The organism is Sphingomonas oryzagri, from assembly GCF_029906645.1.
Classification (GTDB): domain Bacteria; phylum Pseudomonadota; class Alphaproteobacteria; order Sphingomonadales; family Sphingomonadaceae; genus Solisphingomonas; species Solisphingomonas oryzagri.
This window is the reverse complement of record NZ_JARYGZ010000001.1, coordinates 1,759,639-1,784,191: the sequence shown is the minus strand read 5'-3', so window position 1 is coordinate 1,784,191 and position 24,553 is coordinate 1,759,639. Positions and strand designations below refer to the sequence as shown.

Annotated in this window: 15 protein-coding genes; 5 read left to right on the top strand and 10 right to left on the bottom strand. The window is 69.1% G+C overall.

Going from position 1 to position 24,553, the window contains the following annotated elements:
* Positions 1–30 precede the first annotated feature (30 nt).
* On the bottom strand, positions 31–1,140 hold the full coding sequence (locus QGN17_RS08635; RefSeq protein WP_281045187.1) for an endo-1,4-beta-xylanase: 1,110 nt from the start codon (positions 1,138–1,140) through the stop codon (positions 31–33).
* Positions 1,141–1,284: 144 nt separating this feature from the next.
* Complete coding sequence (locus QGN17_RS08630) at positions 1,285–2,391, bottom strand: endo-1,4-beta-xylanase (protein WP_281044073.1); 1,107 nt, start codon at positions 2,389–2,391, stop codon at positions 1,285–1,287.
* Between the two features lie 89 nt (positions 2,392–2,480).
* Here QGN17_RS08630 and QGN17_RS08625 point away from each other — a divergent pair, with 89 nt between their 5' ends.
* The gene (locus QGN17_RS08625; RefSeq protein ID WP_281044072.1) at positions 2,481–3,284 is read left to right on the top strand and encodes a hypothetical protein; all 804 of its coding nucleotides are present in this window, start codon (positions 2,481–2,483) and stop codon (positions 3,282–3,284) included.
* Positions 3,285–3,413: 129 nt separating this feature from the next.
* Here QGN17_RS08625 and QGN17_RS08620 read toward each other — a convergent pair whose 3' ends face one another.
* Positions 3,414–3,656 (bottom strand): hypothetical protein, encoded by a 243-nt coding sequence (locus QGN17_RS08620; protein ID WP_281044071.1) that lies wholly within the window; start codon positions 3,654–3,656, stop codon positions 3,414–3,416.
* Between the two features lie 664 nt (positions 3,657–4,320).
* Here QGN17_RS08620 and QGN17_RS08615 point away from each other — a divergent pair.
* Positions 4,321–10,035, top strand: coding sequence for an alpha-2-macroglobulin family protein (locus QGN17_RS08615; protein WP_281044070.1), 5,715 nt, complete (start codon positions 4,321–4,323; stop codon positions 10,033–10,035).
* A 241-nt stretch (positions 10,036–10,276) separates the two neighbouring features.
* Complete coding sequence (gene pbpC, locus QGN17_RS08610) at positions 10,277–12,346, top strand: penicillin-binding protein 1C (RefSeq protein WP_281045186.1); 2,070 nt, start codon at positions 10,277–10,279, stop codon at positions 12,344–12,346.
* Position 12,347: 1 nt separating this feature from the next.
* Here pbpC and QGN17_RS08605 read toward each other — a convergent pair whose 3' ends face one another.
* Together QGN17_RS08605 and QGN17_RS08600 are read right to left on the bottom strand one after the other, a co-directional pair.
* Positions 12,348–13,037, bottom strand: coding sequence for a zf-HC2 domain-containing protein (locus QGN17_RS08605; protein ID WP_281044069.1), 690 nt, complete (start codon positions 13,035–13,037; stop codon positions 12,348–12,350).
* 3 nt (positions 13,038–13,040) lie between these two features.
* Positions 13,041–13,571, bottom strand: coding sequence for an RNA polymerase sigma factor (locus QGN17_RS08600; protein WP_281044068.1), 531 nt, complete (start codon positions 13,569–13,571; stop codon positions 13,041–13,043).
* 29 nt (positions 13,572–13,600) lie between these two features.
* Here QGN17_RS08600 and QGN17_RS08595 point away from each other — a divergent pair, with 29 nt between their 5' ends.
* Entirely contained in the window at positions 13,601–14,890 is a 1,290-nt protein-coding gene (locus tag QGN17_RS08595; RefSeq protein WP_281044067.1) for a S8 family serine peptidase, read from the top strand.
* Positions 14,891–14,975: 85 nt separating this feature from the next.
* Complete coding sequence (locus QGN17_RS08590) at positions 14,976–15,716, top strand: hypothetical protein (protein WP_281044066.1); 741 nt, start codon at positions 14,976–14,978, stop codon at positions 15,714–15,716.
* Positions 15,717–15,772: 56 nt separating this feature from the next.
* On the opposite strand, the gene QGN17_RS08585 is transcribed toward QGN17_RS08590, so the two are convergent.
* From QGN17_RS08585 to QGN17_RS08565, 5 genes are all read right to left on the bottom strand, one after another.
* Positions 15,773–18,907: an autotransporter outer membrane beta-barrel domain-containing protein gene (locus QGN17_RS08585; protein ID WP_281044065.1), complete on the bottom strand. Its 3,135-nt coding sequence runs from the start codon at positions 18,905–18,907 to the stop codon at positions 15,773–15,775.
* Positions 18,908–19,034: 127 nt separating this feature from the next.
* The gene (locus QGN17_RS08580) at positions 19,035–21,479 is read right to left on the bottom strand and encodes a TonB-dependent receptor domain-containing protein (RefSeq protein WP_281044064.1); all 2,445 of its coding nucleotides are present in this window, start codon (positions 21,477–21,479) and stop codon (positions 19,035–19,037) included.
* Positions 21,480–21,494: 15 nt separating this feature from the next.
* Positions 21,495–22,430, bottom strand: a complete 936-nt coding sequence (locus tag QGN17_RS08575) for a FecR family protein (RefSeq protein WP_281044063.1) — start codon at positions 22,428–22,430, stop codon at positions 21,495–21,497.
* A gap of 43 nt (positions 22,431–22,473) precedes the next feature.
* Positions 22,474–22,980 (bottom strand): RNA polymerase sigma factor, encoded by a 507-nt coding sequence (locus QGN17_RS08570; RefSeq protein ID WP_281044062.1) that lies wholly within the window; start codon positions 22,978–22,980, stop codon positions 22,474–22,476.
* Between the two features lie 9 nt (positions 22,981–22,989).
* A complete protein-coding gene (locus QGN17_RS08565) occupies positions 22,990–24,525 on the bottom strand; it encodes an MDR family MFS transporter (protein ID WP_281044061.1) in 1,536 nt (511 codons plus the stop codon).
* Positions 24,526–24,553 lie beyond the last annotated feature (28 nt).

The following is a 24,553-nucleotide window of genomic DNA, read 5'->3' as shown; positions in this document are numbered from 1 at the left end:
TTGCTTCGCTGCGCTCGCAATGACGAAAATTCACGCCATCGTCAGCGTGCGCTGCAGCGCCGCGTGCATCGGCTTCGGGCGCATCTCGCCATCGAAGGGCAGGCCGCGGTTCATCCTGCCGCAGTCTACGGGCGTGCAGGCCTGCGCGGCCTTGGTGGCGTCCAGCCGGTCCTGCAGCCAGCTCTGCTTGTCCGACAGGCCCCAGGTGACGACCGAGCCGACCGCCTTCTGATCCGCCACGACATCGAGCAGATCCTGCGCGGCGTCGGCGACCAGCCGGTCGCGCTCACCGATCGGGCGGCGCAGATCGTCCTCCAGCACGTCCAACTCGGTGATCGCCACCTCCACGCCCATGCCGGCGAGATCGGTCATGAACCGCGCCGCCTTGGGCTGCGAGATCCGGCCCTTGCGCAATTCCAGATGGCCCTGGATGCCGACCATGTCGAGCGGGGTGCCGCTCGCCTTGATGCTCTCCACGAGACGCAGCATCTTGTTGCGCCGTGCCTCGTCCACGGGGTTGTCGTAGAGCAGCGAATAATCGTTGATCATCAGCTTGGCCTGCGGGTCCAGCACCCGCGCCGTCTCCAGCGCGCGGCGGACATAATCGTTGCCATAGGCACGCTGGAAGCTGGTGCGACGGAAGCCGTGATCGCCATGCTCGGTGTCGATCATCTCGTTGACCACGATCCATTCGCGGATGCGGCCGGAGTAACGCGGCAGCAACGTCGCGAAGTGGCGCTCGATCGTCTTCCAGTCCTTGCCCGAGGTCATTTCCTCGCGCGCCCAGTCCGGGGTCATCTGCTCCCAGATCAGCGAGTGGCCGCGCACCTGCTGGCCGTGCTTTTCGGCGAAGTCGAGGATCGCGTCGTAATTGCCGTACCACGGATCGCCGCGCCGCCATTCGACCGCGCTCCACTGGCCATGATATTCGGGCACGAGCAGGCCGCAGCCGCGGATCGCCGCGAGCAGCGGCGTTTCGTCGGTCAGCTGGTCCGGGCGCACGGCGGCACCGAACAGACGCTGCGGCGCAGCGGGCTCGGCGGTCGGCGACGGCACCACGCCACACCCCCGGAAGAAGGTGGGCACGGCCTCGGCGGTTCCGGCGGTGGCCATGGCGAGACCCATCGGCGCAGCCGCCATCGCGGTCAACACACCGCGACGCGATACAGAGTTAAGCATGTCGAGGCAGTCCGAAGTCTGCGCTCCCCCGAGAGAGCGATTGCCTCGAGCCCCGTTAAGCGGGTGGAATCATCGACCGTTAAATTGCTGCTAACCAGCCCGCGATCAGCCGCCGCGCAGCGCGTAAGCCTCGGAAATGGCGTGGTACATCGGCTTTGGTCTAAGTGCTGCGTCGAGCGGCAGACCGCGATTGGGGCCGGCCTTGCCGCCGGGAGAGTCGAGCCAGCTGCACCGGTCGGAAAGGCCCCAGGTGGTGATGCTGCCGACAGCGCGATTGGCCATCGCGACGTCCAGATAGCGCCGCACCGCGTCCGCCACCCGCGCGTCGCGCTCGGCCGTGGCGAGCGTGCCGTTGGCTTCCTTCACGTCCAGCTCGCTGATCCGGATTTCGAGGCCGAGGCTGCCGACATCGTCGAAGAATTGCGCCAGCACCTTCGGATCGAAATGCGCCTGCTTGGCGAGTTCCAGATGCGCCTGCATGCCGAGGCCGTCGATCGGCGCGCCGCTGGTCTTCAGCCCTTCCAGCAGCTTGAGCAGCAGGTAGCGCTTGTCGCGCTCGACAGGGAAATCATAGTCGAGCCCGAACTCGTTGATGAACAGCTTGGCGCGCGGCGCGTAGAGGCGGGCATCCTCCAGCGCGCGGCGGATATAGTCCGGCCCGAAGGCGGCGAGGTAGGGCGAGGGGCGCAGGCCGTCCATGCGGTGGCCCATGTCCATCGGCTCGTTGATGACGTCCCATGTGTGGGTGACCTCGCCGTAGCGCGGGATCACCGAGGCGAGGAAGCGCCGCACGATCATCCAGTCGGGCTGGTCGGCCAGTGCCTCCGCTGCCCACGGTGCGATGCTGAGATGCCAGAGCAAGGCGGCGCCGTGCATCGCCTTGCCGGTCGCGGCCGCGAAGCTGGCGATCGCATCGGCGCTGGTGAAGCTGAGCTGGCCGCGCTGCGGCTCCAGCCACGCCCATTTCAGCTCCAGCTCGGGCGTGACGATGTTGCACTCGCGGGTGACGGCGGCGCGATAATCGGGCTGCTCCGCCAGCAGGCTCGCCCGCACCGCCGCGCCATATTGCATACCGGCACGCCCGGCATGGTCCTTGAGCGAGCCATCGCCTTTCACCGCCTCGCGTCCCGGCGCGAAGCCCATCAGCGGCGCGGCGCCCACGCCCGCCAGCACCGCGCGCCGGCTCCAGCCGGGTGTCCGTGCGTCAGCCATGTTTCGAGGGGTCGTTAACCATGAATGTTGCGTTCAAGCTCCGGAAAGAGCGTCTGCGGTTCATCGCAGCCAACCGGAAAGGGGTTATCATGCGCAAGCGTCATGCGGTGGGTCTTGCCGCCATCGCGACGGGTGTCGGGGTGGGGGCGTTGCTGCCCGCCGCCGCGCACGCGGATGGCTGGACGATGCCGGCGGGGCAGGGGCGCACGATCGTCACCGCCCTCTATTCGCACGCCGGCGACAGCTATGACAGCCATGGCACCCTCTACAACGCCAACAACTACAACCAGTACACCGTCTATGTTTCGACTGAATATGGCCTGACCGACAATCTCTCGCTGCTCGCGACGCCGAGCCTGCGCCGCGTGACAGTGCAGAACGGAAGGGACAGTTTCGGCCTCGGCTACACCGAGCTCGGCGCGCGCTACAAGGTGGCGGGCGGCGGCGACTGGGTGGTGTCGCTCAGGAGCACCGTCTTCATCCCCGGCAAGCGCCGCGACGACATTCCCGCGCAGATCGGATCGACCGACGTGCAGGAGGATACCCGCGTCGAGGTCGGCAAGTCGTTCAAGATCCTGGGGATAGAGGGCTATTCGATCGCCGAGGCCGGCTATCGCTTCCGCTCGCGCGGCGAGCCGAACGAGGTGCATGCCGACCTGCAGATCGGGCTGCACGCGACCAAGAAGCTGATGTTCCAGGTGAACAACTACAACACCTGGTCGGACGGGGCGGGGAGCCGCTATCCCTCCTACCGCTACAGCAGCGTCTATGCGGGCGCGGTGTACGATGTGACCCCGCATCTCGCGCTGCAACTCGGCGGCCTCGCCACGGTGACAGGCCGCAACGCGCTGAGGGAGCGGGGCGTGTACACGGGGGTGTGGGTGCGGTTCTGAGGGGGGCATCGCCACGACCGCTTCGTCATCGCGAGCCGCGAAGCGGCGTGGCGATCCACTGCGACGGGTAGATTGCTTCGCTCCGCTCGCAAGGGCGGGAAGTGGTGGATTGCGGTCATTCTACAATCGCTATTTTTTTTGGTGCTCCAGCTTTGAGAATTGGTGCTCGTTAAATATCTCGACGGTCGCCCAATCCGGCCCCTCGTTCCAGATCGAGACCCAGTTCTCAGGGTGAATATCGATTGAGTGCTGGTGCCCATCGTCAAGGGTCACAATGGCTTCGCCTCCGGCTGGAATCTCATATTGATCGCAGACCGGCTCGATGAAGATGGTCAGTGGTGTTGTGAGGTAGTTGCGGATTGGCAGTCGCACGGATCGGCTCCGTCTTTTGGATGGCGAACATGCTGACCTATCAAGCGAATGTCCGCAACTGGGGCGGTAACGGCCTTGGCGGAATCGTAGGCGCACCTGTGGCGTAAAATGAGGACAGGGGGAAGGTCACGGCCGGCGCGTCCTTTGCCAATGGCACCCGGTTGCTGGACGGCTTGGGGTAAGCAAGTGCGGATCGTAACCGGAGCCGCGTCCAGACTTTGGTTCGGGACCAGAAGCCCCTGCCCACGGTTGGCCCGGCAGGGTGTCACGACAGTCCCAGGGTTACACTTTGATCGCGAAGCTTCGGCTTTTAACCGGATGACTCCGCGCCGGCCGCCCGGGCTTCGATGCAAGCATCTTGGACCCGGTTCCGTCCTTCGCTCCCGGTGCACGACGGGTTTGAAGAACGCGATGGCTTATAACCCAAACGGTTCGTTATGTCAAGGTAAACCTCACCATCCGCGTCATCCCAGCGCAAGCGGGGATCTCGGTGAAGCGGACGCAGCGCCCCCCATCCCAAGATGCCAGCTTTCGCTGGCATGACGATCGAGGGGCGGAGCGAAACCGTATCTGATATTTTTCGTTTCATCGATGAAATGGCACGCTTCACCGCTGGACGGTCCGTTCCGCTTCGGGCATGATCGGGGCAATCAGGGAGATGGGTATGCGGGGCTTGCTGGCACGGGTCGCGGTGGTCTTTCTTGCGCTTGCGCCGGTGACGGCTTCGGGCGACTCGCCGGCCAGCGTCCTGCAGGCGACGCCCGGCACCGACGGCAATGCCATCGCCCGCTTCACGCTCCGCTTTTCGGAAGACATGGTCCCGCTCGGCGGCGGCGATGCGCCGATCAGGATGGACTGCGCGGTCGATGGTGCGGGCCGCTGGGTCGATCCCACCACCTATGTGTGGGAATATGCCCGTGCGCTGCCCGGCAGCACCACCTGCACCGCGACGCTGAAGCCCGGCCTCAAGACGCTGACCGGCCACGACATTCGCGGCGCCCAGCGCTTCGTGATCGACAGTGGCGGACCCTTCGCCAAGGCGGTGCTGCCCGATGAGGATGGCGGCGGCGAGATCGAGGAGGGGCAGACCTTCTTCGTCGCCGCCAACGGCCCGGTCGATCGCGCATCGGTGGCGGCGGGCGCCTATTGCGCGGTGGACGGGATCGGCGAGCGGATCGCGGTGAACGTGCTGCCGCAGGGCGAGGTGGCGCGCGTGTTCACCGGGCTGGGCAGCAACTGGCGGCTCAGCAACTTCCTCGACAATGCCGGCGTGCCGTCGCCGCTGCCCGCCAAGCCGCAGGACAAGGCGGCGGCGCTCGCCAATGTGGTGGCGCTGCAATGCCGCCGCCCGCTGCCGCCGGGGCGCGACATGGCGCTGGTGTGGGGCGCCGGCATCCGGTCGCCGGGCGGCAAGCCGGCGGGCGTCGAGAAACGCTTCGACTTCACCGTGCGGCAGGAGTTCTCCGCCAAGCTCACCTGCTCGCGGGTGAACGCCGATGCCGGCTGCAATCCGGTCGAGCCGATCAACGTGGAGTTCACCGCGCCGGTGCCGCGCGCGCAGGCGATGGCGGTGCGGCTCGATGTCGGCGGGGGCAAAGTGCTCCAGCCGGTCGACGACAAGGGGCATGACACGACGCTCTCCAGCGTGAAGTTCGCAGCCCCCATGCCGCCCGCGATCACCGCGAAGCTGACGATGCCCGCCGATCTGAAGGACGAGAGCGGGCGGCCGCTCGCCAACGCCCGGCGCTTCCCGCTGGACGTCTCGATCGCCGAGGCGCCGCCGCTGGTGAAGTTCGCCGCGCCCTTCGGCATCCTCGAGGCGAAGCAGGGCGGCGTGCTGCCGGTGACGGTGCGCGGCGTCGAGCCGGGGCTGGGGCAGGCGGTCAGCGCCGTCTCCGGCGGCACCGCGCGGATCGAGCCGGACGACGGGAAGATCGCCGACTGGGTGCGCCGCATCACCAAGGCGCAGGACGACGTCTACACGCAGGAGGGGCCGAAGGGCCACCAGCACAGCGTCAACCATACCGGCGACACCTCGATATTGCAGGGTGCGCCGGTCAGCCGCATGTCGCTGGCGCTGCCGGGCAAGGGGCGGCAGTTCGAGGTGGTCGGGATTCCGCTCGCCAAGCCCGGATTCTATGTCGTCGAACTGCAAAGCCCTGTGCTGGGGCAGGCTTTGCTCGGCCGCAAGGCGGTGCGCTACGTCAATGCCGCGGCACTCGTCACCGACATGGCGGTGCATTTCAAATGGGGGCGCGGTAATTCGCTCGCCTGGGTGACCTCGCTCGACAGTGGGCTGCCGGTCGCGGGCGCGGCGGTGACGATCAGCGACAGCTGCGACGGGCGCAAGCTCGCCACCGGCACGACCGGGAGCGACGGGCGGGTGATCGTGCCCAATGGCCTGCCCGATCCCTCCACCTACGAGAATTGCCAGAGCACGGACGGGCATCCGCTGATCGTCTCGGCTCGGCATGGCGACGATTATTCCTTCGTGCTGACGACCTGGAACAAGGGCATCGCGCCCTACGATTTCGACCAGCCCTTCGGCTATTCGCCGGCCGAGCCGGTGTTCCACACCATCTTCGACCGCACCCTGCTGCGCGCCGGCGAGACGGTGCACATGAAGCATGTCTACCGCGCGCAGACGCCGACCGGCTTCCGATCGGGCGGCGCGGTCTCCGGCACGCTGACGCTCAGCCATTCGGGATCGGACACCAGCTTCGAAATCCCGATCAGCCTCGGCGGCGACGGCATCGGCGAAAGCAGCTGGACGCCCCCCAAGGGCGCGCCGATGGGCGACTACAACCTGCAGGTGAAGATCGGCGACAAGACTATCTACACCGGCCAGTCGGTGCGGGTGGACGAATATCGCCTGCCGACGATGCGTGCCTCGGTGAGCGGGCCGAAGGAGAAGCAGGTCAATCCCAAGCGCGTGCCTATGGACCTCTATGTCGGCTATCTCTCGGGCGGCGGCGCGGGCAAGGCGCCGATCAAGCTGCGCACCGCTTACGATACGCTCTCCGACAATCCCGACGGGTGGGACGGCTGGACCTTCGGCGGGCAGGCGGTGAAGGAAGGCACCGTCCCGCTCGACCAGGACGAGAATGAGGGGAGCGCGCCGCAGCTTCCCGCCGCGACGACCATCCCGCTGGCGCTCGACGCGCACGGCGCGCTGCGCACCTCGCTCGACATCCCGACGCTGAGCCAAGCGGTGCGGATGACGGTGGAGATGGACTATCAGGATGCGAACGGCGAGACGCTGACCGCATCCGGTTCGGTGCCGATCTACACCTCCGCCGTGCGCCTCGGCATCAAGGCCGACGGCTGGATGCAGCGCGCAGTGGATTACCGGCTGCAGGTCGCCGCGCTCGACCTCAAGGGGAACCCGATCAAGGGGCAGCGCGTGAAGATCGCGCTCTACACGCGCGAGATACTCTCGGCGCGGCGGCGGCTGATCGGCGGCTTCTACGCCTTCGACAACACCTCGAAAACGACGAAGCTGGACGTCGATTGCTCGGCGACCACCGACGCCAAGGGCCTTGCCACCTGCAAGCTCGATCCCGGCGTCTCGGGCGAGGTGATCGCCGTCGCCACCACGACCGACGCTGACGGCAACGAGGCGCGGGCCGTCACCTCCACCTATCTGGCGGGCGACGACGACTGGTGGTTCGGCGGCGACAATGGTGACCGGATGGACATCGTCGCCGACCAGAAGAGCTATCATGTCGGCGACGTCGCGCACGTGCAGGTGCGGATGCCCTTCCGCACCGCGACCGCGCTGGTGACGGTGGAGCGCGAGGGCGTGATGTCCTCGTTCGTCACCACGCTCTCGGGCAAGGACCCGGTGGTGCATGTGCCCTTGACCGGCAGCTACGCGCCCGACGTCTACATCTCGGTGGAGGCGGTGCGCGGGCGGATTTCCGGCTGGCGGCTGTGGCTCGCCGATCTCGCACGCAAATGGCACCTGCCCTTCTTCAGCCGCGAAGGCGCGTCGCCGACCGCCTTGGTCGATCTCGCCAAGCCCAGCTACCGCATCGGCATGACCAAGGTGCAGGTCGGCTGGGAGGGGCACGAGCTCCACGTCGCGATGCGCGCGGATCGCGCCACCTACCATATCCGCGAGAAGGCGAAGGTGGCGGTGCAGGTGCTCGGGCCGGACGGCAAGGCGCCGAAGGAGGCGGAGATCGCCTTCGCGGCGGTGGACGAGGCGCTGCTCCAGCTTTCGCCCAACGACAGCTGGAACATCCTCGGCGCTATGATGGGCGACCGGCCGCTTTCGGTGCTGACCTCCACGGCGCAGATGCAGGTGGTGGGCAAGCGCCATTACGGGCGCAAGGCGGTGGCCTCGGGCGGCGGTGGCGGCGGCGATCTCTCGGCGCTGACGCGGGCGGATTTCCGGCCGGTGCTGCTGTGGCGGGGGCGGGTGAAGCTGGACGCGAACGGCCGCGCGGCTTTGGTCGTGCCGCTGGCGGACTCGCTTTCCTCGTACAAGCTGGTCGCGGTGGCGACGGCGGGGGGCGAGCTGTTCGGAACGGGTGCCACGACGATCCGTACCACGCAGGATCTGCAGATCTTCTCCGGCATCCCGCCGCTGGTGCGATCGGGCGATCTCTACGGCGCGACCTTCACGCTGCGCAACGGATCGAACAGGCCGATGACGGTGACGGCGAATGTCGACGTCCAGCCCGCCATCGCGCACGGCCATCCGCTGACCGTGACGATTCCGCCGGGCAGCGCGGTGCCGGTGACGTGGCGGCTGACCGCGCCCGAGCATCTCTCCTCGCTGCGCTGGACGGTGACCGCGAAATCCGCCGACGGCCGCGCGGGCGACCGGATGCAGGTGGACGAGCAAATCGTCCCCGCCGTGCCGGAGGAGACGTGGGCGGCCACCTTCCTCCACATCGGTGATGGCACGCAGGTTCCGGTGACGATGCCGGCGGGCGCGCTGCCCGGTCGCGGCGGGGTCGAGGTGGCGCTGACCTCTTCGCCGGCAGCACCACTGTCCGGCGTGCGGGCCTACATGCTCGCCTATCCGTTCGGTTGCTTCGAGCAGCGGCTGTCCAAGGCCATCTCGCTCGACGATCGCGCGGCGTGGGCGCAGCAGATGGCCGATCTGCCGACCTACACCGCCGACAACGGCCTGCTGCGCTACTGGCCGAGTAGCGACATGCAGGGGTCGATCGCGCTCTCGGCCTATGCGCTGTCGATCACGGCGGAGGCGGGGCTGCCCTGGCCGGAGGACGGCAAGGCCAAGGTGATGGACGCGCTGCGCGGTGTCGTCGACGGGCGGATCACGGAGGAAGGCGAGGGGCCGTCCGACAAGCGCCTGCTGCGGCTCGCCGCGCTCGCCGCGCTGGCCCGCAACGGGGCGTCCACGCAGGCGATGCTCGGGCAGGTGGCGATCCCGGTCGCCGACATGCCGACCGCGACATTGGCCGACTGGCTGGTGACGCTTGACCGGACGACGGGCGCCGATCCCGCGCAGAAGGCGCAGGCGGAAGCCGCTCTCCGCTCGCGCATCGTCTATGAGGGCACGCGCCTCGATCTGGTCGATCGACAGGTGGCGCCGTGGTGGATGATGGTCTCGGACGACGAGATGGCGATCAAGGCGCTGATGGCGGTCACCGGCCGCAAGGGCTGGGAGCAGGATGCGCCCAAGATGATGATCGGCGTGTCGCTCCGCCAGATGCGCGGCCATTGGGACACGACGCCGTCCAACGCCTGGGGCACCGTCGCGGTGCATCGCTTCGCCGCCGCCTATCCGGGCACGGCGACGGGCGTGACCACCGCGAAGCTCGGCGGCCAGTCGATCAGCCGCGACTGGCCGACGCCGGCGCCGATCATGTTCCGGGCGCCGAGCGCCGCCGCCTCGCTGCTGCTCTCCCATTCGAGCCAGCCGGGGCCGTGGGCGACCGTTTCGGTCAAGGCAGCGGTGCCGCTGACCGCGCCGGCCTTCGCGGGCTATCGGGTGACCAAGCAGGTCTTCTTCGTCGAGCGCAAGGCGGCGGGGCGGATCAGCCGGGGCGATGTGCTCAAGGTGCGGATCACGGTGGAGGCGCCGGTCGATCGGACGTGGGTGGTGATCGAGGATCCGATCCCGGCCGGCGCCTCGATCGTCAGCGGCGAGGGCGGGCAGTCCGCGCTGCTGGCGGGGCAGGCCAATGGCGGAGACGGCGCGTGGCCGAGCTATGTCGAGCGCGGGCTGGATGCGTGGCGCGGCTATTACGACTGGCTGCCCAAGGGGACGACCACCGCCGAATATGTGGTGCGGGTGAACGGCGCGGGCCGCTTCCTGCTGCCGCCGACGCGGGTGGAGGCGATGTACTCGCCCGAGATCCATGCGGCGCTGCCGAACCGGCCGATGGTGGTGGCGCCGTGACCGTCCGACACAAACGTTCCGTTCGTCCTGAGCCCTTCGACTGCCTGCGAAGGCAGGCGCTCAGGATAAACCACGATCCTTCGGATCGTGGTCGAAGGACGTGCTACAGGCGTGGCGCTTGGGGCACGCACTTCGACTACGCTCAGTGCGAACGGGGTCTTGAGGCGTACTAGTGGAGAGGCTCCACACCGCTCTCGCATGGCTCCGCCGCAGGCCGCTGGTCTGGCTTGTCGCGCTCGCGATGCTGCCGGTCGGCATCAGCCTCTGGTGCCTGCCGCCCGCCATGCCCTCCTACGCTGACACCCGTGCGGCGTGGCGGCCGAGCGAGGCGTGGCTGCGGGATCGCAACGGGCGGTTGCTGGAGACGGTGCGAATCAATTTCCAGGTCCGCCGGCTCGACTGGGTGCCGCTCGATCATATCGCGCCCGCGCTTCAGAAGGCGGTGGTCGCGTCGGAGGACAAGCGCTTTGCTGCGCACAATGGCGTCGACTGGCACGGGCTGGCGGGATCGCTCTGGGCGGCGCTGCACGGGCATAGCGCACGCGGCGCCAGCACGATCACGATGCAGCTCGCCGGCTTCCTCGCGCCGCAGCTGGACGCTCCGGGCGCGCGCTCGTTCCGCGACAAGCTCCGCCAGATCCGCGCCGCGCGCGCGATCGAAGCGCACTGGAGCAAGGACCAGATCCTCGAAGCCTATCTCAACCTCGCCAGCTTCCGGGGCGAGACGCAGGGGGTGGGCGCCGCGTCGCGCGCGCTGTTCGGCAAGGCGCCCGATGCGCTGGGGCAGGACGATGCGCTGCTGCTCGCGGCCCTGCTGCCTTCGCCGCAGGCCGATCCGATCACCGTCGCACGCCGCGCCTGTAGGCTCGGCGCGCGCACTGACTGCAACACGATGATCGCCGAGGCCGAGGCGATGACCGGCGCGGGCCGCCGCCTCGCCGACGATCCCGGCCTCGCGCCGCACCTCGCCTACGACCTGTTGCGCGATCCCGGCGAGACGGTGACGACCACGCTCGACATGGGCGTGCAGGCGATGGCGACCGGCGCGCTGAGTCGCCAATTGCTCGGTCTCGGTGGCGATCGCGCGCGGGACGGGGCGGTGGTGGTCGTCGACAATGCCACCGGCGACGTGCTGGCTTATGTCGGCGGCGTGCAGGGCGGCAATTCCACCGCGCCCGCCGTCGACAATGCCGACGCCTATCGGCAGGCCGGATCGACGCTCAAGCCCTTCCTCTACGGGCAGGCGATTGAGCGCGGGTTCCTCACCCCTGCCTCGATCCTTGATGACAGCCCGGTGCAGCTCGACACCGCCTCGGGCCTTTACGTGCCCAAGGATTACGACCACGACTTCAAGGGGCCGGTGAGCGTGCGGACCGCGCTGGCCGGGTCGCTCAACGTGCCGGCGGTACGCGCGCTGCTGCTCGATGGCGTGGAGGATTTCCGCGACCGGTTGTGGGACATGGGCTATCGCGGGCTGACCGAGGATGGCGACTATTACGGCTATTCGCTGGCGCTGGGATCGGCGGAGGTAACGTTGCTCCAGCAGGCGCAGGCTTATCGTGCGCTGGAAGATGGCGGGCAGGTGCTGCCGCTGCGCCTGCGTGCCGACGATCCGGCGGGTGCGCGCAAGGCGATCATGTCGCCCGCCGCCGCCTGGATGGTCGCCGACATGATGTCCGATCCCGACGCGCGTGCTGTCACCTTCGGGATCGATAGCGCGCTGCGCCTGCCGTTCTGGGCGGCGGCCAAGACCGGCACGTCCAAGGCGATGCGCGACAATTGGTGCATCGGTTTCTCGGATCGCTTCACCGTCGCGGTCTGGGTCGGCAATGCGGAGGGCGACAGCATGACTCGCGTCTCCGGCACCAGCGGCGCGGCGCCAGTCTGGCGTGAGGTGATGCTGGCGCTCCACCGCCACCGCCCCGGCGTGCAGCCCGCCATGCCCGCCGGGATCGAGCGGCGCGCGGTGCGCTTCTCCGATGGCGTCGAGCCTGACCGTACCGAATATTTCCTCGGCCGCACCGGCCAGTCCGATCTGGTCGAGGCGCCCGCCACCGCGCGGCGGCCGCGCATCGTCAACCCGGTGTCGGGGGCGGTCTACGCGCTCGATCCAGACATCCCGGTGGATCGCCAGCGCATCCGGCTGGCGGCGACCGGCGCGGTGTCGGGCGAGCATCTGCGGCTCGACGCGCAGGATCTGGGGCCGGCCGACGCCAGCCCGATGGTGCTGCCCGGCCCCGGTGCGCACCGGCTGCAACTGGTTGATCCCGCCGGCAAGGTGATCGACCGCGCCCTGTTCACGGTGCGCTAGATCAGCGCCACTTTGCCGCGATCGCCTTGCGTTCGCCGGCAGCGTCGAGCGGGTCTCCTGCGATCATCGTGGCGATCACCTTCGCGCTGGCGGCATCGCCGCCCGCCTGACGATAATCGCCCTTCTGCGGGTCCACCGGCGCGGCATAGCGGAGTTGCCATCCGCCGGCCTCCTTGCAGGCCACCCCTCCGATATATTGCGCGACGAAACCGCGGCAGTAGCGGCCGTCATGATCCTTGAAGCTGACCGCGACGCTGACCGGGGCGAGTTGCCCTGAGCTTTGGGTGTCGAGCGCCTGCGCTATCGGGGCGGACAAGGCCAGCGCGTCGCCGCGATCGGCAACACCGCCCGTCTGCTGGCCCTGGCCGACGATCACGCCGACCAGCAGGCTCGCCGCGACGGCGGAGGGCCAGGCCCAGCTCCGCCAGCGCGGGGCGGGTGGAGAAGGAGGTGCCGCGCGCTCCTCGCGCACCGCCGCCAGCGAGACGATACGGGCGGAGCGGCGCTTCGGCATCGCCACCGGCTCGTTCAGCAGCGGCGTGAAGGCGGCGGCGAACCGCGCGCGGATCTTGCGATGACGCGCGGCGATCGCGGCGAGCGCCGGATCGGCCGCGACCGCCGCCTCGACCTCGGCGGCCTCCTCGGGCGACAGCTCGCCGTCGACCCAGGCGATGATCCTCGTCTCATCCATCGCTCAATCTCCCAGCGTGGCGGCCAGCGCCTGACGGCCACGCACCAGACGACTGGTCAGCGTGCCGATCGGCACGTCCAGCAATTCGGCTGCCTCGGCATAGGCCAGCCCCTCGATCATCACCAGTGCCACCGCCTCGCGCTGCTCGTCGGGCAGGCGATCCATCGCGCGCATCAGGAAATGCAGTTCCGCCCGGCCCTCCGCCTCGCCGGAGACGCCGACCGTCTCGCCCAGTTCTTGCGGAGCCAGCACCCTGTCGCGGCGCTGGCGGCTGCGCGCCGTGTCGATCCACAGGTTGCGCATGATCCGGTAGGACCAGGCGGTGAGGCTGGTGCCTTCCTGCCACTGATCCCGCGCCTTGAGCGCGCGCTCGGCGGTCTGCTGCGTCAGGTCGTCCGCGTCGGCGGGGTCGCGCGCCAGCCCGTGCGCGAAGCGGCGCAGGCGCGGAAGCAACGCCGCCAGCGCGGTCTCGAAATCGTCCAAGGGCTTGTTTCTCCGGCATGGGGATGAAACGACGGCGTGGCGACGTTTCATCCACCGGACGACGGAAAAAGGAAAGAGCGATGCGGCGTGGGTGGATGATGGCGGTGGTGGCGACCGGGCTGGCGATGTCGGCGGTGGCGCAGCTGCTGCCTGCACTGGGGGGAGGCGGTCTCGGTGCGCCCCTTGGCGGGGTCACCGGCGGGCTGCTCGGCCAGCCGGGGAGCCAGTCGACCGTGCTGGGTGGGGTACAGGGCGGTCTCGATTTCGTCGGCGGCGTCGCGCGCGATCTGAACCCGACCGATCTGCTTTCGCTGCGTCGCCAGCGGCTGCGCGAACTGGTGAAGGACAATCGCCCGGCGCTCGACATGGATGACGACGGCAACCCGATCCGCCGCGACGAGATCGTCGCGACTGCGCCCTCCGATGCCGCCCTGGCGGCGGCGAAGGCGGCGGGTTTCACTGTGCTCCGGCGCGAGACGGTGGAGGGGCTGGACCTGCCGCTGGTCGTGCTGGCTCCCCCCAAAGGCGTGCCCGCGCGCAAGGCGATCGAGCGTCTGTCCCAGGGCGACTATGCGCTCAACCACATCTACGAGCCGGCCTACGCGGCGCTGGAGCCGGGCGGCGGCAAGGCGGCGGAGGGGCGTGCGGGCGGTGCGCTCATGGGGCTGATCGACGGCGGCGTCGGCGCGCACCCCGCCTTCGCCGGTGCCGCGATCGAGCAGCGCGGCTTCGCCGGTGCGGTGAAGCCGAGCGGCCACGGCACCGCCGTCGCATCGCTGATGGTCGGGCAGGCGGGCGCCTTTCGCGGCGTGCTGCCGGGCGGCCGGCTGCTCGCCGCCGACATCTATGGCGGATCGGAGGCGAACGGATCGGCCGAGGCGATCGCGCGCGCGCTCGGCTGGCTCACGGTGCGCGGCGTGAAGGTCGTCAACATGAGCCTGGTGGGGCCGCCCAACCCTTTACTGGCGGCCGCCGTGAAGGCGGCGCAGGCGAAGGGCGTGCTGATCGTCGCGGCGGTCGGTAACGACGGGCCAGCCGCGCCGCCGCAATATCCGGCGTCCTATCCGGGCGTGATCTCGGTGACGGGGGTGGATGCGAAGGGGCGCGCGCTGATCGAGGCGGGCAGGCCGACGCATCTCGATTTCGCGGCGCCCGGCGCGGACATGGCGGGCGCGGTGCCGGGCGGCAGGTGGGAGGCGCTGCGCGGCACTTCCTTCGCCGCGCCTTTGGTGGCGGCCAGCCTCGCGAAGCTCGATCGCGGCGATGCCGTCGCCGTGCTGGCGGGCGAGGCGAAGCCGGGCAGGAAGGTCGGTCGTGGGATCGTCTGCGGCGACTGCGCGACCCCTCCGAAAGCGGTCGGGATAAAATAATCCGCACGCCGGATTAAACCCGCGAGAGGCGTCGTTCCTCTCCTTGCAGGCCGGGCCGATCGTCCGGCGAAACATGGAGAGCATCATGACCAAGCGTAACGATATCCGGACCCGCCTGCTCGTCGCAGTGGCGCTGGCCGGCCTTGCAACCGCGCCGGCGAGCGCGCAGCTGCTGGGTGGTCGTGGTGCCGGCCTCGGCGGTGCCGTGGGCGGCGTGACCGGCGGGCTTGGCGGCCTCAACGGTGCGGTGTCCGGCACCATGTCCGGCGCAAACTCGGTCACCGGCGGGGCCGGCTCGCTGGGATCGGCGACCGGTAGCCTCAGCCACAGCGTCACCGGCTCGGGCAGCGTCAACGCGACCAAGTCGGTGGATGCGAAATCCGGCAATGCCAGCGCCGATGCGGGCCTCGCCGGCACGGTTTCCGGCGCGGTGGGCAGTGCCGCCGGCGTGACCGGCCCGGCCGGCAACACGGTGGGCAGCAGCGGCTCGCTGGCCGGCAGCGGCAGCATCGACAAGAGCGTCGGTGTCAACGCCAACACGATCGGCACCGATCAGCTGAGCCGGACCGCCGGCACGGTGCGCGACCGGGCGACCTCGGCCGTGGGCAATGTCCGGAGCCGTGCCACGACCACCGCGAGCAATGTCGGCAACCGCGCGACCTCGACCGTATCGAGTGTACGCAACCGTGCGACGGGCGCCACGGCGACGGCCCAGAATACGGCCGGCGCTCTCGCCGGTACGGTCAGCGGGACGGACGTTTCGGGGTCGGCGAACGGTTCCGCCAGCGGATCGGCGCACGGCACCGCATCCACCCCGCAGCCCTGAGCGACCCCATCGCCAGCGATGCGCCGCCGGGATGCCCTCCCGGCGGCGCGTTCGCGTCAGAAGCCGACCTGCAGCCCGGCGCGCAGCGCGACCGAGACGTGATCCTGCTGCTGTTCGGCATCGAACTCGCCGCTGATCACATAGGCGCTGTTGCCACCCTTCAGGCGGAAGGCGCCGGTCCAGCCGCTGGTGCGATCGTCGGCGATCAGGGTGAAGTCCTCGCCGCCGGCGAAATGCGCCACGGTGTCGCCGAGCTTGCTGCTGATCAGCTGGCGGCGGCCGCCCTCGATCTCGGCGCGCAGGAAGCCACCGTCGTTGGCGAGATCGTCGAAGAATTTGTAGCCCAGCGCAACGGTGCCGTTGGCGGCGAATTCGTCGCTGGTGCGGCCGTCGACGATCAGATCCATGCCGACGCCGCCGCCATCCTCGGTATAGCCCTTCTCGTGCAGGTGGTAATAATCGATCGAGCCCTGCGGCCGGATCGAGAAGGCGCCGAGCTGAAGGGTGTAGGACAGGCCGCCGGAACCCGAGAACAGCTTGCCGTTCCACTTGCCGTCGGCCGATCGGATGACCTGCGTGGTGCCGTCCATCCCCTCGAACCGGCGATGGCTCTTGAAGTCGATCGTCGCCGCCGAACCGCGTGCCCAGGCGTGCAGGCCGCCCCAGTCGCCCCGCCAGTAGGCACTGAGCTCATACTGGTCGGAATCGACGCTGTTTTCGGTGCCCTCGTCGTCGTTCGTGCCGGAAAGATAAGCGAGGCCCAGGCCGAAATTGCCGAAGCCGCCGGCCTTGATCTCGGCGCCGCCCGATGCGCCCCAGCCGGTGATCTTGTAGCCGGCGGTGTCGTCGATCGCCTTGGTGCGGCCCCAGCCGACCTGCTGCAGGTAGAAGCCCCAGCTGCCCTCGTCGGCGATCGGCGCGTCGGGATCGGCGAGGAAGCGGGCAGTGGCGCGCGAGCCGGAGGTCACCGCGTCGAACGCGCCGCCGGCATGATCGGGCAGCATCGTGCGCAGCGCCGTCTTGAAGCTGCTGCCGTCGTTGATCGCGAGGAAGCTGTCGCCGATCGGCTTGTCGCCGGAGATGGCGGTGTAGACGGCGTCGTAAGCGGCCGCTTCCGATCGGTTGAGGCCCAGCTCGGCGGCGGTCTTGCGCGCCACCACGACGTCCACCGCATTGCCGGCGGTGTTGGTGGTCACGCTGCTGGTGAACAGCCACGGCAGGGTGACGCCGGTGGTCGAGAGGTTGCCGACGCCGGTGAGCGATCCGGCCTCGACCACCGTGTAGGTGCCGACCGTATGGGTGAGATCGGAGAAATGCAGCGCCAGCTTGGAACCGGTGTCGAAGCTCGCGGCACCCGCCACCTGGTAGAGCGTCGCAGCGCCCGTGGTGCCATCGACGTTGACCGCGAGCGTGCCGCCGCCGGTCACTTGCAGCGATCCGATCGCCGTGGCGCCGGTGCTGGTGAGGCCCAGCGTGCCGCCCGATACCTGCACCGCGACGTTGCCCGCATTGGCGAGCGTGCCGCTGAAGCTCGATGTGTCGCCGATCGTCAGGCTGCCCGCGCCGCTGCCGAAATCGGCGGCGCCGCTGTAGGTGGACGTGCCGGAAAGCGCCAACGTGTTGGTGCCGGCGCCGAAGCTGACATTGCCCGTGACCGACCCGGCCGAAACGGACAGCGTGTCATTGCCCGATCCGAAGCGGATGTCGCCGGTGATGCTCGGCGCGGATGCGTCGGACGAGGCGAGGGCCTGGGTCACGCTGGTGTCGGCGGTCGCCGCCGAAAGGTCGATCGCGACATTGGTCGCGGCCGATCCGGTCGCCGAGATGCTGCCGGTGTTGGTGACGGAGGTCAGCGTGCCGGATTTGTCGAGGATGGCGTATGCGTTGGCGGCGGTGCCGGACGTGCCCGCCACGATCGATCCGGAATTGGTGAGCTTGGTGACGGTGCCGCCGGCGTCGATCTGCAGCGCGGTGCTGCTGTCGCCGGCCGCGGTGGCGCCGGTCGCGCTGATCGAGCCACTGCTGGTGATCTCCGGCACGCTGGCGCCGCTGCCGATGCGGATCGCGGTGGCGCTGGCGTCGTTCGCGCTGGCGAGGATGGTGCCGCCCACCGTCATGCCGTTGGTGATCGTCACCGCGCCGCCCTGGCCGCCGATGACGAGGCCGCTCGCGGTGATCCCGTCATAGATGCCGTAACCGGAGAGCGTGCCGTTGATGACAAGGCCATGGCTGGCGCTATCCGACGTGACCGCGCCCAGCGTGATCGCATGATCGCTGGCGCCGACGAGCAGTGCCGGGGCGCTGCCGTAGGAGGTGAGCGTGGATGCGGTGGTGGTCACGGTATTGCCGCTCGAATCGGTGGTCGAGGTGGCATCGGTGAACAGCGCGCCGCCGGCGATGCTGCCCGAAATCTGCATGGTCGGCCCTGCCTGAAGCAGGTTCTGCGCGGTCAGCAGGCTGGTGTCGGTGGGAACGGTGGTCGAGCTGTAGCCCGTGGTCGTCAGGCCCGCCTGGACGACCAGGGTGCCGCCGATATCGCCGTTGAGCAACACCGCCGAGCTGCTGCCGCCGGTCGCGCTGATCGTACCGGAAAGAGCGACGTTGCCCGAAACGGCGCCAGCGCTGACGCCGACGCTGTTGTCGCCGATGACGCTGACGGTGCCGCTCTGGGTCAGCGATCCGGTGAGCGCGCCGCCCAGCGCGATGCCGGCCGAATTGTTGCCCTCTACCGTGATCGTGCCCGAATTGATCACGTCGCCGGTAAAGGCGCCCGCGGTCCGGATGCCGTAGCGGCCCGATCCTTCTGCCCACGCACCGTCGAGCACGCCGTCGCCGTTGGTATCGGTGCGGGTGTACGTCTCGCTGTTGGTGATGGTGCCGCTGTTGGTGATCGTGCCCGCCGTGCCGGCATTGGCGAGGATGCCGGAGACGTTGTTCACGCCGTTGATCGTGATCGCGCCTGCGTTGGTGACGCTGTTATTGCTGTCGATGGTGACGGCGGTGGCGCTGGTCGGCGTGATCGAGCCGGCGCTGGTGATGCTGATGTCGGCCGCCGCACCGCTGTCGGCGGTGGAGGTGTTGACCGGGGTTGTCTGCGCGGCGCCGATCGTGACGGTGGCGGCGATGGACGGCGAAACGATCAGCCCGAGCGCGATCGGCGTCAGGCAGGTGGAAGCGAACAGACGACGCATGAAACCCCTTCCGGCTCTTGTTGGGAGCGGCCTTTGCCGTCACCCCGATAGAGCGAAGACGGAGACGGAGCGGAGGAGCCTTGTTCCTTTCTGATCCTCCCCCCGCCAGGGGGAGGATCCGCGGTGGTCAAAAATGCGCGTCGAAGCCCAGCCGGATGGTGCGGGGCTGGAGCGGCGTGATCTCGGTGTTGCGGATCACGTCGATCGGGGTGCCGAGCGCGAAGCGGTTGCCCACCGTGTCGAGCAGGTTGGTGGCCGACAGCGTGACGCCGTAGCCGCCCTTGCCGATCCGTACGGACAAGCCGGTATCGACATAATCGCCTTCCTTGCCGCCCAGTACCGGGCCGACGCCGAGCCGCGACTTGCCGATATAGCGCGCCCAGCCGCCGGCATTCAGCTGATAGTCGCCGATCCGGTGCTGCCAGTCGAAGCCGATCCGCCCGCTGAGCTCGGCCACGTTGGGCAGTTGCTCATGCACCTTCTCCTCGGTGGCGACGAGGCGGAAGAACTGGAGCGGGCCGTAGTCCGGGCGGGTGAGGCGGCTGTCGTTGACCACCACCGATCCTTCGAGACGCAGCGACGGAACCGGCTTCCACGCCACCCGCGCGTCGAATGACCAGATCCGCCCGTCGCCGATATTGGTGGTCACGGGCAGGCCGTCCGCATCGACGAAATCGGCCTGGATGTCGCGCCAGTCGGTGTAGGCGACCGAGGCGGCGATGCTGAACGCGTCGTCGCCGGGGCGATCGTAGCGAAAGCCGGCTTCCCCGGTCGACACGCGATCGCTGCGGAAACGGCGGACGAGGTTGTTGCCGATGGCGAGGCCGCCGGGGCGGAAACCCTGCTGGAAGCGCGTGTAGAGGATCAGCCCGCGCGCCGGCTCGACCGAGGCGGAGATGGACGGCAGCAACTTGGTCTCGGACCGGTTGTGCTGCACCGCCGCGATGTCCGCGTCGCTCTGCACGGTCTGATAGGACGGGCTTTGGGTCGTCGCCGTCGGTGCGGTGAAGTCGCCGCGGAAATCGGCCGGAAGCTGGCCGATCATGTCCCCGATCGCGTGGCCGGAGAGGCGCGAATGGGTGAGGCGGGCGCCGGCGGTGATGGTCAGCCCGCGGATCGGCTGCGCGGAGATCTCGCCATAGGCCGTCTCCTCGTTGATCGTGTTGAGCACGCCGGCGGCGGGCGACAGCTGGTCGACCGGCCCTATCTCGCGCGTGATCCGCGCGCTGTTGCGCAGGAAGCTCGTGCCGATCACCCAGCCGAAGCCGTTGGACATAGGCCTGGCCAGCCGGTTCTCGGTGGTGAACAGGGTGGTGTGGTTCTGCTGGCGGAACAGGCGCGGGCTGTCGCCGGGCAGCGTCGCGTCGAAGCGCTCGTCTATGTCCTGTCGCACGAAGGCGTTGGACGAGGTGAAGCGCAGATCGCCGAGATCCTTGGTGATCGTCGCCTGGCCCATGCGATACTGGTCGTCATAGGGCTGTGCGATGGTGCTGGCGCGGGTCAGCGGCGGGCCGTTCTTGTCGGCATACTGGCTGTCGTCGCCATGGATGTTCTGGATGACCGTGCCCAGCCGGATCGACCAGCCGCTGCCCGGCTCGATACGCAGCGAGGCGCGTCCGCCCTCGGTATAGGTGCGGTTGATGTTCTTCTTGCCGGTGGTGACGTTGTCGATATAGCCGCCGTCGGTGCTGGCATAGCCGACCAGGCGCAGCGCCACCGTATCGTCGATGACGGGCAGGTTGAGCATCGCCGATCCGTCGCCGCCCATGGCGCCGTGCTCGATCGCGGAGACGCCGGCGGTCACCCCCGCCTCGAACCGGCCGGGGATCGGCTCGTTCTGCACGATGCGGATGATGCCGCCCGGCGATCCGGCGCCGTAGAGCGTTCCCTGTGGCCCTTCGAGGATCTCGATCGAGGAGATGTCGTAGAGCTGCAGGTTCGGGTCCGGCGCGTTGTAGCTGAGGCGCAGGTCGCCGAAATACTGGCCGACCGTCGCCTGGCTCTGCCCGACGAGGCCGGAATCGGCGACGCCCCGGATGAACAGCTTGTCGCGGCCCGCGCCGAGATGGGTGGAGGTGACGTTGGAGGCGCGGTTGGCGATCGCGTCGCTGCCCGCTGCACCACTGGTGCCGAGGTCGGTGCCCGAGAAGACCGAGACCGAGCCGGGAAAATCGGCCAGCCTGACGCCGCGCTTGCTGGCGCTCACCACGATGTCCGGGCTGGGCGGATCGACCGTCTGGAGCACGGCGGGGATCAGCTTCGGGCGCGGGGGCGCGGCCGGCGCGATCTGCCAGGTGTCGCCGCCCAGCGCCACCGGCCGCGCCCCGCTGCCGGCGAGCAGCCGGTCGAGCGCTTGCCCGACGCTCATCCGTCCGCGGATCGCGCGAACCGGCCGCTGCCAGAGCGCCGGGTCGCTCAGGCGGATGCTGGCGCCGGTGCTGCGGCTGAGCGCGACGATCGCCTCGCCGAGCGGACCGGACGGCAGATCGATGCGATCACGCGATTCCGCATGGGCGGTGGCGGGCGCCAGCAGCGCGACGGCGGACAGGAAAGACGCGGTGCGGTGTGTCACTGCCGTGGCGGGGGCCTAGAGGCGATGGTCGGCCTTTCGGGCCAGGGTGACGCGCCCCTGATCCCGTTTCACCTCGACGTCAAGCAGGGGACCGAGCCGATCGAGAAACAGCGCCTTATCGCCGCCATAGGCGATCACGCCGGTGAACGGTCTGGTCGCGACATCGGCCTGCACATCGATCTGCGTGCCGAGCCCGCGACCAAGATCGGCGGCGACGACGGAGAGCGGCGTCTGGCGGTAGCTCAGCCGATCCTCCCGCCAGCTGCCGATGTCCGACGTGGGGGCGGTGGCGACGCGCAGCTCCGCCTCGTCGTGGCGCGCATCCAGCGTCTGGCCGGGGCCGAGGCGGACGGCTTCCGCCTTCGGATTGTAGACCACCATGCCTTCTGCCACCGCGACGCGGGTGCCGGCGGTGTCGCGCGTGACGTCGAAGCGCGTGCCGACATCCTGCACCTCGTCATCGCCCACCTTCACCGCGAAGGGGTGCGTCTCGTCATGCTTCACGTCGAACAGCGCCTCGCCGCGATCGAGCGTGGCGAGGTGGAGGTTGCGTCGATCGATCACCAGCCGGGTGTCGCCGTTGAGCGCGATGGTGGCGGTGTCGAGCGTGACGGTACGATGCTCGCCCGGCCCGGTCTGGATCACCATCGGCTGCGGGCGCAGGTTGACATAGCCGAGGCCGACCGCCGCGACGATGCCGGCGGCGAGCAGCCCGCCCGTCGCCTGGCGGCGCCAGATCGGAAGGCGCGAGGGCGCAGGGTCGGCGACGGGATGCTGCGCGATCACCGGATCGGCGGCATCCCCGGCGGCGAGTACGGCTTCGTAGGCGGACGCGTGCGCGCGATCGGCTTCCAGCCAGGCCAGGAAGCCGTCCCAATCGCCGAAAGCGGGATCGGTCTGGGCCACGACCCAGTCGACCGCCTGTGCGCGGATATCCCCACGATCCGTCATTCCTGTCCTTTCGAGCCAAGGACGGAGTCGGTGCCCACCAACCTCATTCCGCCCCCTCGCGCGCCTCTGTGACGGCCCGATAGGCCTTGCGCATGTCGCTTTCGACCGTGCTGAGGCTCACCCCCATGCGCGTCGCGATGTCGCGCTGGGCCATCCCCTCGATCCGGTGCAGCCGGAAGATGTCGCGCGCCCGTTCCCCGATCGCGGCGAGCGCCGCCTCGATCCGCGCCAGTTCCTCGCGCGCGATCAGCAGCCGCTCGCCGGACGGCGCGTCGGATATGCCGGGCGAGGCCGGGCTGTGCGTATCGTCCCACGCGCGATCGCGCAGGATCGCCTGCCGGCTGGCGCGATGCCGGTCGCGCATCAGGTTCTCGGCGGCGCGGAACAGGTAGGAGAGCGGGCTGGCGATCGGGCCGGCGGGGGCGGCCGCCACCTTGATCCACAATTCCTGCAGCACATCCTCGGCATCGTCGCCCGCCCCGCGCGCCGCGACGAAGCGCAGCAGGGTCGCTCGATTGCTCAGGAAGATCGCCTGCAGGCCGTCGCTCATGACAGCGGGTTAGCGCAGGCGAGGGGCGGGTTCCATCGCCTTTGCCGGGGTCGGGCTGCGTCCGCTGATTTCGGCGCCCGCGTCGCGCTCGAAGCGCAGGTTCCAGATCGTCGCCAGCAGGGAGATCGCGGTCACCGTCCAGAAGGCGGCGCTGAAATCGGCGAAGGCCGGCTTTTCGGCATGGTGGGTCAGCATCGACAGGTGCAGCGCGCTCGCCGCCACGCAGATGCCGAGCGACAGCATCAGCTGCTGCACCGTCGAATAGAAGCTGGTCGCCGCCGACATGCGCTGCTTGTCGATGCCGTCATAGGCGATGGCGTTGTAGGCGGTGAACTGGAGCGAGAAGAAGAAACCGCAGATCGTCAGCGTGACGACGATCGCCCACATCGGCCAGTCCGGCCGGAACAGCCCGACCACCGCATAGCCGAGCGCGCCGACCAGCCCCGCGCCGATCATCGCGTTGCGGAAGCCGAAGCGGCGCAGCAGGCGGGGCGCCGCCGCCTTCATCAGCAGCGAACCCACCGCCGGGCCGACCGTGATCGTGCCGCTCTCCGCCGCGGTGAGGCCGAAGCCCAGCTGCATCATCAGCGGCAGCAGGAAGGGCAGCGACCCCTGCGTGATGCGGGTGAGCGATCCGGCGATCATCGACAGGCGGAAATTGTCGTCGCCGAGCAGGCCGAGATCGACGATCGGCGCCTCGTGGCGACGGGCATGGCGGACATAGAAGATACCGACCACCGCGCCGACTACGATCAGCGAGACGGCCAGCGCCAGCGCGCCGGGGCGGCTCGTCATCTCGAAGCCGAACAGCAGGCAGCCCAGCGACACGCCGCTCAGCACGAAGCCCTGGCGGTCGAACGGGTGGGGCCGTTCCTCCTTGAAATTGGCGATGTAGCGGCCGACCAGCACGAAGCCGAGCAGCCCGATCGGCAGGTTGACGTAGAAGATCCAGCGCCAGTCCAGATAGGTCACGATATAGCCGCCGAGCGGCGGCCCCAGCACCGGGCCGATCAGCGCGGGCATGATCAGCCACGACATGGCGTTGACCATGTCCTTCTTCGCCACGCTCCTGAGCAGCACCAGCCGCCCGACCGGCAGCATCATCGCGCCGCCGATGCCCTGCACGAAGCGGGCGGCAACGATCACCCACAGGGCCGGCGCCTGCGCGCTGACGATCGATCCCGCCATGAACAGCGCGATCGCCGCCTGGAAGACCGGCCGCGATCCGAACCGGTCCGCGACGAAGCCGGACGCCGGGATGAACACCGCCAGCGCCAGCAGGTAGGAGGTGAGCGCGATGCTCATCTGCGGCGCGCGCACGCCGAAATCGTGCGCCATCGTCGGCAGCGCGGTCGCCAGCACGGTGGCGTCGAGATTTTCCATCAACAGCGCGCAGGCGATGATCAGCGCGACGATGCGATAGTTGATGCCGGAGGTTTCGGGGCCTTCGTCCAGCGTCTTGGCGAGCGCACCGGACGCCGGCACGATCCCGTCGCGCGTCTCGGCATTGACCGAGGCCATCCCGCGCCGCCTGGGCCTCAGCATGGCGAGGCCTCGGGGCGGGAGGAGGGGG